Origin of the sequence: Alteromonas sp. 38, from assembly GCF_902506055.1 — a bacterium.
Taxonomy (GTDB): Bacteria; Pseudomonadota; Gammaproteobacteria; order Enterobacterales; family Alteromonadaceae; genus Alteromonas; species Alteromonas lipotrueae.
Genome location: NZ_LR733300.1, coordinates 1,004,860 through 1,016,672, shown reverse-complemented (window position 1 = coordinate 1,016,672; position 11,813 = coordinate 1,004,860). Strand labels below are relative to the sequence as shown.

13 protein-coding genes, 1 tRNA gene and 1 CRISPR repeat array (1 of these 15 running past the window's edge) are annotated in these 11,813 nt (G+C 44.0%); of the genes, 4 read left to right on the top strand and 10 right to left on the bottom strand.

Annotated features, from left to right (window positions below; translation table 11 throughout):
• Nucleotides 1–161: 161 nt before the first annotated feature.
• Together FLAVO9R_RS04290 and hemW are read left to right on the top strand one after the other, a co-directional pair.
• Nucleotides 162–764: an XTP/dITP diphosphatase gene (locus tag FLAVO9R_RS04290; protein WP_159529084.1), complete on the top strand. Its 603-nt coding sequence runs from the start codon at nucleotides 162–164 to the stop codon at nucleotides 762–764.
• Nucleotides 757–1,896 carry a radical SAM family heme chaperone HemW gene (gene hemW, locus FLAVO9R_RS04285; RefSeq protein ID WP_159529082.1) on the top strand — a complete coding sequence of 380 codons (1,140 nt, stop codon included), beginning with the start codon at nucleotides 757–759 and terminating at the stop codon, nucleotides 1,894–1,896. Before FLAVO9R_RS04290 ends, hemW begins: the two co-directional genes overlap by 8 nt.
• A 45-nt stretch (nucleotides 1,897–1,941) precedes the next feature.
• Here the strand turns inward: hemW and FLAVO9R_RS04280 are convergent, their stop codons facing one another.
• From FLAVO9R_RS04280 to FLAVO9R_RS04245, 8 genes are all read right to left on the bottom strand, one after another.
• A complete protein-coding gene (locus FLAVO9R_RS04280; RefSeq protein ID WP_159529080.1) occupies nucleotides 1,942–2,751 on the bottom strand; it encodes a YggN family protein in 810 nt (269 codons plus the stop codon).
• A gap of 201 nt (nucleotides 2,752–2,952) precedes the next feature.
• Nucleotides 2,953–3,504: an Lcl C-terminal domain-containing protein gene (locus FLAVO9R_RS04275; RefSeq protein ID WP_159529078.1), complete on the bottom strand. Its 552-nt coding sequence runs from the start codon at nucleotides 3,502–3,504 to the stop codon at nucleotides 2,953–2,955.
• A 2-nt stretch (nucleotides 3,505–3,506) separates the two neighbouring features.
• Nucleotides 3,507–5,234: an Lcl C-terminal domain-containing protein gene (locus FLAVO9R_RS04270; RefSeq protein WP_232370715.1), complete on the bottom strand. Its 1,728-nt coding sequence runs from the start codon at nucleotides 5,232–5,234 to the stop codon at nucleotides 3,507–3,509.
• Between the two features lie 199 nt (nucleotides 5,235–5,433).
• A complete protein-coding gene (locus FLAVO9R_RS04265) occupies nucleotides 5,434–5,925 on the bottom strand; it encodes a PAS domain-containing protein (RefSeq protein WP_159529074.1) in 492 nt (163 codons plus the stop codon).
• Complete coding sequence (locus tag FLAVO9R_RS04260) at nucleotides 5,925–6,920, bottom strand: response regulator (RefSeq protein WP_159529072.1); 996 nt, start codon at nucleotides 6,918–6,920, stop codon at nucleotides 5,925–5,927. Before FLAVO9R_RS04260 ends, FLAVO9R_RS04265 begins: the two co-directional genes overlap by 1 nt.
• 184 nt (nucleotides 6,921–7,104) lie before the next feature.
• Nucleotides 7,105–7,824 carry an LrgB family protein gene (locus FLAVO9R_RS04255; RefSeq protein WP_159529070.1) on the bottom strand — a complete coding sequence of 240 codons (720 nt, stop codon included), beginning with the start codon at nucleotides 7,822–7,824 and terminating at the stop codon, nucleotides 7,105–7,107.
• On the bottom strand, nucleotides 7,817–8,263 hold the full coding sequence (locus FLAVO9R_RS04250; protein WP_159534383.1) for a CidA/LrgA family protein: 447 nt from the start codon (nucleotides 8,261–8,263) through the stop codon (nucleotides 7,817–7,819). The genes FLAVO9R_RS04255 and FLAVO9R_RS04250 overlap by 8 nt, the downstream gene beginning before the upstream one ends.
• Before the next feature lie 328 nt (nucleotides 8,264–8,591).
• Nucleotides 8,592–8,924 carry a DUF3718 domain-containing protein gene (locus FLAVO9R_RS04245; RefSeq protein WP_159529068.1) on the bottom strand — a complete coding sequence of 111 codons (333 nt, stop codon included), beginning with the start codon at nucleotides 8,922–8,924 and terminating at the stop codon, nucleotides 8,592–8,594.
• Between the two features lie 239 nt (nucleotides 8,925–9,163).
• On the opposite strand from FLAVO9R_RS04245, the gene FLAVO9R_RS04240 reads away from it, so the two are divergent.
• A complete protein-coding gene (locus FLAVO9R_RS04240) occupies nucleotides 9,164–9,823 on the top strand; it encodes a hypothetical protein (protein WP_159529066.1) in 660 nt (219 codons plus the stop codon).
• 20 nt (nucleotides 9,824–9,843) lie between these two features.
• Here the strand turns inward: FLAVO9R_RS04240 and FLAVO9R_RS04235 are convergent, their stop codons facing one another.
• Together FLAVO9R_RS04235 and FLAVO9R_RS04230 are read right to left on the bottom strand one after the other, a co-directional pair.
• A complete protein-coding gene (locus FLAVO9R_RS04235) occupies nucleotides 9,844–10,173 on the bottom strand; it encodes a hypothetical protein (RefSeq protein ID WP_159529064.1) in 330 nt (109 codons plus the stop codon).
• A 286-nt stretch (nucleotides 10,174–10,459) separates the two neighbouring features.
• The gene (locus FLAVO9R_RS04230) at nucleotides 10,460–11,332 is read right to left on the bottom strand and encodes an MbnP family protein (protein WP_232370579.1); all 873 of its coding nucleotides are present in this window, start codon (nucleotides 11,330–11,332) and stop codon (nucleotides 10,460–10,462) included.
• 254 nt (nucleotides 11,333–11,586) lie between these two features.
• Here FLAVO9R_RS04230 and FLAVO9R_RS04225 point away from each other — a divergent pair.
• A tRNA-Ile gene (locus FLAVO9R_RS04225) sits at nucleotides 11,587–11,663 on the top strand.
• Between the two features lie 125 nt (nucleotides 11,664–11,788).
• Nucleotides 11,789–11,813: a CRISPR direct-repeat array (repeat unit 28 nt) (it continues 1,624 nt past the right edge of the window).

Sequence of the window (11,813 nt, the reverse complement as noted above, 5' to 3'; positions counted from 1 at the left end):
CAGGTATAAACCACCTTTAGCCATTCAAAGTTTTTTAAAAACGGTGTCTTATTAAGTTGCTCTTAATCTGCTACACAAGCTATTAAATAAACCGCGATTAAAACTGCAATATTTGCGACACAGGCTAGCTAAAACTGAATTAAATTTGTTAAGGTATTTTTATGACTTTTCCTCAAAAGATAGTGCTTGCGTCTGGTAATCAGGGCAAGGTGCGTGAATTCACCAGCTTGTTTGCTGAGTACGGTGTAGATGTTATTGCGCAAAAAGACTTGGGCGTAGAAGACGTACCTGAAACAGGCACTACCTTTGTTGAGAATGCCATTATTAAAGCGCGACATGCTGCCAAGGTAACCGGTTTACCGGCTATTGCTGACGATTCCGGCTTAGTGGTTGATGCCCTTGGCGGCGCACCTGGTATTTATTCAGCACGCTTTGCTGGCGAGGATGCTACCGACAGCGACAATATCGACAAGCTTTTAAGTGAGTTAGCAGGTTCTGACAATCGCAAAGCCCACTTCTTTTGCACATTGGTTTTTATGCGCCACGCAGGTGACCCTGTGCCACTCGTTAGCCAAGGTAAGTGGGAAGGTGAAATTCTTAAATCTCGTGAAGGTGACGGCGGCTTTGGATACGACCCAGTATTCAACGTGCCATCGCACAACTGCACCGCAGCGCAGTTAGATAAAGCTGAAAAGAACCGTATTAGTCACCGCGGAAACGCACTGGCTATATTATTAGCATCAATGAGAAACACCTTTGCGTAATCCTCCACTAAGTTTGTATGTGCATATTCCATGGTGCGTACAAAAATGCCCATATTGCGATTTTAATTCACACGGCTTAAAGTCAGCATTGCCCGAAAAAGAGTATGTAGCTCACTTGCTCGATGACTTAGCCATAGATGCTAAGCGCATTGGCGATAGAACCGTTGAAACTATTTTCATAGGCGGGGGCACTCCAAGTTTATTTTCAGCCGAGGCAATTAGCGACTTAATTAAGGGTATTCGCATACGGGTAAACTTAGCGGATGATGCTGAGATCACCATGGAAGCTAACCCTGGTACGGTGGAAAGTGGTCGTTTCGCTGGCTTTTATCAAGCCGGTATAAACCGTATATCAGTAGGTATACAAAGCTTTCAGCCTGCCCACCTAAAAGTGCTTGGCCGCATTCATAATGATACCCAAGCCATAGAAGCGATTAATCAGGCACATAGTGCTGGGCTACCTACATTTAACTTAGATTTAATGCATGGTCTACCCGAACAAAGTGTAGAAAACGCCATGTCTGATGTGAATAAAGCCTTGGCGTTGTCGCCCTATCATTTGTCGTGGTATCAGTTAACGATTGAACCTAATACGCCCTTTTATTCACGTCCGCCTGAATTACCCGATGATGATATTTTGTGGGACATTCAAGAACAAGGCCATGCACGATTAAAGGCCGCTGGTTACGAGCAATATGAGATTTCTGCTTATGCAAAAGCGGGGCATCAGTGCCAGCATAACCTTAACTATTGGCGTTTTGGTGATTACTTGGGAATAGGCTGCGGCGCGCACGGCAAGGTTACGGATATCGCCACGGGAACGATTACGCGTACGGTTAAAATTAAGCACCCTCGTGGCTACATGGAAATAAGCCGCCCTTATTTAGACACAGAAACACGGGTACCTGCTGAAGACTTACCGTTTGAATTCTTCATGAACCGCTTTAGATTGGTAGAGCCCTGCCCTATTGAGGACTACACCGCACTAACCGGTGTTGAATTAACGAAAGAATATCAAGACGCTTTAGACGATGCTCAGGCACAAGGGCTGCTCGATATTACCGATACCCACTGGCAGGTAACCGCAAAAGGCAGACGTTACCTGAACACTTTACTGTCTTGTTTTGTATAGATTGGAAGTAGGCAGGATTGGCCTCGCTTAGTGCGAGGCTATCCGCTATTCCGTTTCCTCTGGGGAATGGGAAATAATGAGATTATACGGTTGCAGTGCGGGTATTGAAGCGCGAAGCTTTTCTTCAGCAACATCTAATCGTTTTAGTTTGTTACAAATCCACTCTGCTTTATTTCGTAGGCTGGTTGCTTTGCTGTTCATATCTCTTTCAAGCTGCTCGCCTACCGTGCCTAATTGACGGGTAATTTCAGCGACTTTGTCACTGTTCACTTCATCACTATTGGTATTGATTCCGCTAATAGCCGACAAAATACCGCCTACCGAGGTAGAAATAGCCTCTTCCAATTGGGCTTCAATTTCACTATCAACAAAATCATCGACACTTTCTAACGATCCTGGGCCGATGAAGTAATGATTACTCGCATGTCTGAACTTGTCTTTAACCCTTACTTTTACCCGCTTCATAGCGCTATTTAAGCGCTCGTAGCTATCGTGGTCGCTTCCTACTAAACCTAGGTACACACTCTCAATAGTATCTACTGCTAAATCAACGCCCTCGGTAGCCAACACTATCATTTTGGGCACCACATAATGTAGGCCATGCGCATACTCACCTAACCACTCGCTTTGTTCAGCGGTAAGGGTTTGCCAACGCCCATCAATAAAAAGTTGAGTTTGATCGTTAATTTGCACCCGCGTGCGAGACTTTTCCATAACGCGAAGTTGAGTTTCATTTACCGCTAAGCCATAAGCAAAATCAATGTTGCACGAAATTTCTGCCGAGGCTGGTTTAATCCATCCAGCAAATAGCACTGTGCTTACCATGCCTAGTAAAAGGCGTTCAAAATATTTCATGAGAGTATTGTGGCTAGCTTACACGCAAATAGGAAGGTGACATGAGTCTAAACTGCGAAAAATCAGGGTGAAGTATCAAGGTAAACATGGATGCCTGCTAACAATAAGAAATACGCGCATTATAAGTGCGCGCCTTCATATTTCCTACCTCACAACCTTCTCATTGGTCTAAAGTATAAATCAAAGGTTTGTGCATCTTCACTAATCGTTTGTGTACGTTCGCACCAATCTTACGTAAATAAAGCGATCTTTCTCTTTGATTGAATGGCTAGCATTAAAGAAAGCCACTACCCATGCCCTATCGGGATCATCAACCGAAGGGGTAGAAGTCCAAAAGTCATCTGGCGGCGTTTCTGGGAACATGGTGCTATTTACCGCTGGTCGTACACAGTCACGCTCAACAATAGTGGCAAGTTCTTTAACATTGGGAAGTCGCCACCCCAGCAAATCTTCATCACTGGCCGCATGCGCTAACTTTAATGCTTGCTGCCATGTGTACTTCACGGCTTCGCCATCACAGGTAGACCCATCCCAGGTTTGGCCTTCTGCACAGCGCTCCCACACCAAGTCGGTAGGCGCGTGTAACACCGTACTACTAGTAATGGTAGTAAAGTCTTCATCAGGTGTGGTTTCAAGCCCGTCTGACAAACACGTTTGTGCCGATAAGCCAGTTGAAACTAGCATAAGCGATGCTGCTAGTGGTGCTAATACAGATGATAATTTAGGTGTTAAAAAAGGCACTACGTTTTTCATAATTATCTCCCCGCTCTTACTAAGCGTACTTTTGCCGCCGAGGATTTATTTAAAAAATTATCTACCCCAGAATCGAAATCCAGCGCCCATGCATTTTGGGCATCGTCGCTGTTTACACCGTCTGCGCTAGGTACAGAAGTCCAGTACCACACTGGGTTTGCTGAAAGCACACCTGTATAAGGAAAGTAATCCTCATCAATGGTCATGCTATCAGAGATACCTAAATGCATAAGCGAAAAAAGTTCTTGGTGCGTGGGCATACGCCAGTCGTAAAAACCACATAACCCTTGAGCGTTTAATGCTGTCACATAAGCTTGCGTGTTGCAGTTAGTCAGTGAACAAACCGTATCGTTGCCGCTTAAATCACCTTCATAACCACCATTAACATCGTCGCTATACCATGAATAAGTGTAGTCTTTATCTTGCAGTGTACCGTCGTCGGTTTTTACTTCCCACACTAAGCCCGTTACGTTGTCGCGTACGCATGACCACGCATCTGCACTGGCATCTTGTTCATCGCCATTGGCATTTAAGCGGGTATAATCGAAGCCCGCTTTGCCTCTTCCTGCTTTCTCAATTAATCCATTATTCTCAACAACATCAGCGCCTCGTTGACCATCTTGACCTGGCCACTCGTTTTGTTGCGCTTCAGTAAGTGCATTATCAGTTGCTTGCTGCAACACGCCAGTATCATTCATTAAGGGAGTCGGCATAGGGCGTACGCCCACATTAATTGTATCTTCTACTTGATTACCGTTGGCATCGGTCACGGTTAATGTGTAAGCCACTACGGTATATTCAGTTACCGCAGGCGCGATAGCAAAAGTAGATAAGCCATCTTCATCATCTATTGCTTGTATGTCTACGTTTTGGCTTAAGATAGATGCATCAGCTGCATTAGCAGGTAACGCTGTTGAAGATACATTATTACTGCGCTCCCAATCATAAGTAAGCGGTAACGCACTTGGAATACTGGTACTGGCATCGCCATCTAGCAATATAGTTTCACCACTAAAAACACCCTGAGAAGAACCAGCGTCAACCTCAGGCAACGTATCTGACTCTGACTGCACAAAAATAGCCACTGATTCAGTGTCGGTAGTGCCTTCGCTGTCGGTTACTGTCAATTCGAAACTTAGGGTTTGTGCATCATTTGCGATAGGCGTCACTATGGTAAGCGTTGATAAATTGGTTTCTTCACCCGTAATCACGTTAGTGCCGTCGGTTTGCGTCCAGCTGTAATCAGAGATGGATGCGCTCTCGTCTGCAGCATCGGCATCGGTGCTGCTACTACCATCAAAAATAACTTCTACACCACCGGGGAAATTATTTGCATCTAAACCATCCCACTCGGGCACATCAATAATCGCTTCTGGAGCAATATTAATTGGCACCACGGTTATAATGGTTAAATCACTGGCTTCGTTGCCCCCCGTGTCGTTAACCGTTACGGTAATAGTGTATTCTGTGGCACTTGATACGCTTGGCGCTTCAAAGCTAGCAGCAGAATCGCTAGTGTCTTCATGGGTGATAGTCAGTGAAGGCGATGCCGACCAACGGTAGGTATATTCTTCATTCCCACCACTCACTACCGCACTCAATGAATAACTTGCGCCCTCGGTAACCGTTGCATCGTCACCGGCGTTAATCACTAAGTCACTGTTGCTAGAGCCACTGCCGCCATCTGAATCACCGCCGCCACCGCCACACGCAGCTAACACAAACACCATTGCAACAAGAATAAAACATTTAGTCGAAAGGGTAGTTTTTGCCTTCGCCTCTAATAGCAAAAACAAGGGTGAGAATAGAAACTGGAAAAACGTTCGCATAGTGACTCCGGCAACACGTAGAACTGCGGCCTCGTGTCGATTAACTCGAATAAAAAATGGGGGGTGGTTCGCAAGTTACTTGTGGCGATAAAAGTGAATACTAGCGGGCGAGCTGATTACGCTCTTGTGCTTCCGTCATATGCACCTGTATGGCTTCAAGTTGCTTTTTACCAACCGCAACATCTGTCATGTCGTAAATCATCATACTGATGTATTCAACATTTCCTGTAGCCGATATTAATGGCGACAGTGTGATGTTTTGATACATAAATGACTCACTACCTGTAATCGGCCGGTAGTTAGGAAACTTAAATAAATAAGGGCGCTGTTCCCAGGTCATAAATGCTCTGGTTTTTAGCTCGAATACGGGTTTAGATTTTTGCTTAAACCAGTCTTCTTTAATGGAGGGGAATAATTCAAAAAGCGACTTATCACGAACGTCACTGGGTAACATACCACTATGGCTTTCCATGAAGCCGTTCCAGACTTGAATTTTAAACTGTCGATTTAGCACAACAATGCCAACGTCAACCGTTTGAAGCATATCCATCATCCAATGGAATTCGAGTATATCATCCAATTGCTGGCTCATTAGAAGTCCTCCAACAGGTGGGCAAGTTTCGAATTCATCATTTTCATCGACTCTTCGGTAAATAACAAAATCAAATCACATTGAACATTGTAACCTTCTAAGCCATAGCTTAGCTCGATGGCGAGGGTTCGTTTCCATCTAATCTGATTCATACTGATAATTTCAGTAATGGCTCGGTGCTGCCCTAAAACAATAGGATGACCTTGGCTGAAGTTAACATCCATTTGCACTGCTAGGCCAGTAAGGCAAGTGCCGATAAGAATACTGGCAGCATCCATTAATAGCTCGAGCTGAAGCTGGTCATCTACTTCGCCTTCCACATTGAGAATTTTTGCCACATCTTCAAAGCTCGAATCACTTAAAATACAAATGGCCTCGCCACTGATGCCCGGCCCTATAAAGCCCTGGCAAACGGCGGTAACTTGTTCATGACTTTCGATATCTGAAAGCATCATGTGTAATTCAGAAACTTCAATGAGGTTTACATTGGGGATAGGAAGTCGAACGAAAACGTTCATGATGCGAGCTAAATGATCACCGGCTTGACCCATGGCGATATTCGTTATTTCTTGGTAGCAATCACGGATATCAGGGTCTAACGGCGCAGCTTCCACAACAGGCTCTGGCTCGCTGCGCAATATGTCAAATTTATCGAGCACTTCAGCAAGGGTTTGAGGCGATACGGGCTTACGAATGAAATCCAATGCCCCCAAAGCCGTTACTCTATCGTAAGCTTCAGGTTGAATATCTCCTGAAATAACAATGACCTTAGTCGACAAGCCTTCTGCTTTAATTGCTTCTAACGTGCCATAGCCATCGAGTATGGGCATGTTCAAATCAAGCAGCAGTAAATCTCCTTTACCTTCTTTAAGCGCGACGAGTGCTTCCTGGCCATTCTTTGCAAAATGTACAGAAACATCCCAGTCCTGAGGTAAACATTTGGCAACTTGTTTTCGAGCGACTAACGAGTCGTCACAGACGAGTACAGAAAACATTGAATAATCTTACCACCTAGCTTTTTGATAACAGTGAAAATTACAATGCGTTGTAATCAACACTGTATCGGCGTTAATACTTCGAACTGAAGCGATAAATTTTGACGGTTCATATATTGACGTGACACGTCGAAACTCACAATAGCACTTTCGAATGAATTGCTTTAATCCATTGTAGTCAAAATTAAAGCGATGGTGAGAGAAAACTAAATATTAATGGCAAAATAATAGCGGTAAATATGCCATTTACGCATAAACCTAGTGTTGCCATGGCTGCCACATCATCACCCATATGTAACGATTTTGCGGTTCCGACTGCGTGTGCAACCGTACCTAGTGCAACGCCTTGAGATTGAGTATCGGTTACCTTAAAAACACGAAAAATACTCGTAGCGGCAATGGCGCCTACAACACCGGTAGTAATAACAAACACGGCTGCAAGAGCAGGAATTCCCCCTATTTGAGCCGATGCTTCCATGGCGAGGGGCGTGGTAATAGATTTGGCTAACATAGTGAGTTGAATGCTAATTGGCGAGTTGAAAACCCAAAGTGCTGCCCATGCCAAAATTGGCGCAACAATTCCTCCTGCCATTATGCTCACCACCAAAGGTAAACCATAGTGACGCAAACGTTGCCATTGTCGGTAAATTGGCAGTGCCAACGCAACCGTTACAGGGCCTAACAACCAATGTAACAAGCCAGCAGATTGCTGGTAATGGGCCATAGCAGTATTGGAAAAATACACAACCAATCCCACACTTAGCGCCGTAAAAATAAGGGGGTGAGAAATCGGGTAACGGTAGTATTTGCGATTTATAGCTAACCCAACCCAATAAAAAAGTAGCGTGATGGCAAGCCAAACCACACCCGAAAGCGTAGCGGCATTTTTAATAGCCTCAATCATTGTCACTTCCCTTTTTTACTTCCCGTTGCTCGGTGACTTGTTCGGCTGCATCTTTCTTAGCAGGTACTTGCGAAAGGTGTGCATGGCGTGAGGACAGTAGTTTTTCTGCTATTTTAGCGCTAATCCCCAAGCTTATGCAGGTAGTGATAATTATCGCGATACCAATGGCCCACCCGTTTTGTGCTATTTCACTCCAATATGCACTAACGCCAAGAACCGCAGGTACAAATAGTACCGACATATGACGTAGTAAGGGGGAAGCGGCACGTGCCACAAGAGGTTCGGCCGTCGGAACGATAAAAAGTACGGCCAGAAGAATGAGCAAGCCAGTAAGTGCACCTGGCAGTGGTAAACCTGTTGAGGAAGACAGCCACATACCGAGGTAATAACACCCAAGTACTAATGTCGCGCCAGTTATCCAATTTCGCGTTCCAGCCATCACACTTCTTGTTCTCCCGAAAACACAGTAAGTTAGTAGAAAAAGCACTTACTTCTTAGCGAAAACAGTCTATCGGCTGAACGAATATGACGCTAGTAAGACATTGGTCTTTATCGAAGTTTTTCTTTCCAAGCAGAATTAGGCAGAAGAAGACAGAAACAGGCAGACTCATGCGTAAGCGGTTCATGCTAGGAGGTTGGTGCGTAAAGGAATAAGCGTGTATTTGATGATTTGTGCTCCCCCTTTAAATAAAAAAAGAGCTGCTGAAAAGCAGCAGCTCCAAATCCAGGGATATAAAATTCGGTCAAACAGTCTAATTTTCTTGCCGTTAACGTTTTGCCGTTAAGACAGATTTATCAGCGTTCACTCTGCGAGCAAGATAGTCGCCTGTTGACGTCGCGTTATGCGACTGAGCGAAAGAAAGCATATCTTCGCCATTACACACTAATCCTTTGTGCAAATTTCTATAACTAATACGACTGCGTTTAACTGCTTTATGCAATGCTAAGCGATTATCTTCTTTTATCGCTTCACAAACTGCTACAAGGTCTTGTTCAGTACTTTCAGGATACCCATTTGCATTGGCTAGGCTTGCAGATAATGCAAGTGTAATTCCAAGACCAAACAAAGCAGGTAATCTAACGTGGCGTGACATATCCATATCAAGTTCCTCAAATGAGATTAGTTAAATGATGCGTCGACAACTACTTTTGTCTTCGCGAGCATAAACTAGTGAAAAAATATGACATTCGCGCTATAAAAAGGTTAAAGCTCTGTTACGTGAGACCAAGCGATAAACCGACGATAAAAGCCGATAACTAACCACGCTAAAACGCTTACTGGTCGCGGGTTATACACACTTTGATACAAGTTATTCAGTCATTTGACACGGAGGTAATCATGTTAGAACAGCAAAAGTACCATCATATTAGAGAACAAATGCGCCCAGGCGATATTATCGCTTTTGGCGGAAACAGCCTTTTTTCTCGCTGGACAAAGTTAACCACCCGCTCAGCGGTTACTCACATTGCTATTGTTATGCAAACCAAAATGCGTGACGAAGCGTCGGGCCGATACTTTAATCAAGTTATGGAAGCCACCGTTTATGGCGGTAAAAAAGGCGTCATGACTAACCGCTTAAGTGAACGGGTGCATACCTACGACGGCGACATGTGGTGGCTGCCGTTAGGTGAATCCGCTCGCAGTATGTTCGAGCAAAACAAACGGGACTTTTTTAATTTTATGTTTGCTCAAGAAGGGAAGGCCTATGACGTACTACAACTTTTTGGTTCAGCTGTAGACGCGCTAGATAGTCACCCTATTTTAGGAAGCATTAGCTACAACCAAGAAGACTTCAGTAGTTGGTTTTGTTCCGAGTTAATTGCCGAAGGGCTGGAAACCGCAGGTGTTATCAATAGCGTTAACGCATCAGAAGTCACGCCAGTAGATATTTGTCGATTTTCAATATTTGAACAGCGGTATGTGCAACTTAAAGGAGAAGCACGGCCAATAGCGGGGTTTAATACACAGCTAGCAGATAACTGGGGTCAGGTTTGCTGACCCCACGTTATTTCTTATAACTAGAAAATGCTATCTTGATGGATTTTGATGAACATACTGGTACCGATTTTTGTGTAATCGATTTTATATTCTTTTCCATTTAGGGTTTGAATAAACACTAAGGTTTTTTCATCGCCGAACACGTCGCTTGTCGTAATATCAACAAGTTCCATATCCATCATTTTAGCATCACGCTTATTTTCAGGGATCTTCCCTTCATATTGCTTGATGCCTTTATAAGTAACGATAATGGGCGGATGTTCGTCGCCGTTCGTTACTAACAAATCTAACTTTCGAATTTTATGGATAATGGTATTTCTACCGCTTATCAGGAAGGCCTTCTCTGTCATTCTTATCTCCGCGCCAGTTCGCCTTGTTCAGGAATCATTTATTTTTCTTAAGATAGCAAATTTTGACACTATGTGCACAGCATAACCTATTGGCGATAGGTTATTATCTCTGCTTAAAGTATAAGCATAAATTCACGTTCACGCGTATAAAAGCATCTATCATTGATTAAAAATATACTATTTAGCATGGCTGATACTTACGTCATCCATACGCTGGCATCATTATGACCCGCGAACCTCTGCCTCTCTAGTATCCGAAAGTCTATAATAAACCGTTAGTGCGCGTTTAATCCCACTTTATCCATGGTCTATTCAGCAAGTTACGTAACAATTGCTTGCATGGTTGTGTTTCAGGGTTCCCGAATTCACAGCTATCTGCCTCTAAAAGGTCGACCTGAGCCAAAATGTTGGATACTGAGATCTCAAGTGTCAGTTCGCTGTCGAGCTGTGTCATCGGTAAAATGAATTCTACCCTGTTAGTATAAGCACAAGATGCTTCAGGCGCTGCATCGACAGATTCAGACACACAATTAGCACTGCCCAAATGATATTGCCACTGTTTATCATTTGCCCCCGCGTGAGATAAATCTAAGCGCAAGAAACGATGCCCCGACTGTTTGTTTAAAAACATGCTGGTATCACTTAACGGTGATGCTTGAGCTAGAGGGTCGGTATGGTTTACATCAAAGGGAAGCCCCATTGTGAACCTAAGGTTAGTCGCCAGTTTTAATAGACCTTCCGATACATCTAGAACGATTTTATTATTTGCATTTTGTGGCGCGCTACACAACGTATGAAACTTTAATAAGGCAGTAGATTGGGTTTGCCACTGCGTTTGCTTAAATGATACTCGCTGCCATTTACCGTCAATACGCACTTCAGGTTTGGTTAAGTAGAAGCCAAAGTAATCTAGTTGCCATTTTGTAGGCCCTACTTTTACCATTAATGGGCATGCGCCATTTTCGATGCCCGTGAGCGTAAATGGGATTTCGCCCACTTCTCGTTCACTCAAGCCCAGCTTGTCGCAGCCCGACAACCCTAAAATAATCGCTAATATGACACCTAAACGCCCGTGCATTTTCATTTCTATCTGTACTTCCTGTTTGAATTTAATCTGCGAGGGCCTTCGCCCAGTGGCGTTAATAAATAAACGACCCATTGCTAAGGATCCCCGTTGCTAAGGATCATAGTGCGGCTAATAAGGCTGGCTCGTCAAGGATTGAGGTTGCCGTGCAAGGTAAAGAAGGCGATAAGAATGCAAATTCGTCACAAATGTAGGTAAAGCTGAACAAAAATAAAGCAAACTGTTCACAAAGCCTAACCCTAGGCGTGACAAGGCAAATAAAACTGCTTATACTTGCGCTCGCTTTTCATTGATACGTTTCACGTTTTCAACCAAGCGATTTCAAATATGGCCCCATAGCTCAGTTGGTTAGAGCATCCGACTCATAATCGGCAGGTCCCCTGTTCAAGTCAGGGTGGGGCCACCATTTTTCCTAGCTTCAAGCGATAGTATTTACCAACCATATTTTACTGTGCTACATATGTGCTACAGCTCTTGTCTGCCCAAAACGATCATGCTCTCGTTCTGAATTGCTTCGACTTAACTGATACCTTAATAACTGGCCTGTGCGGCAATG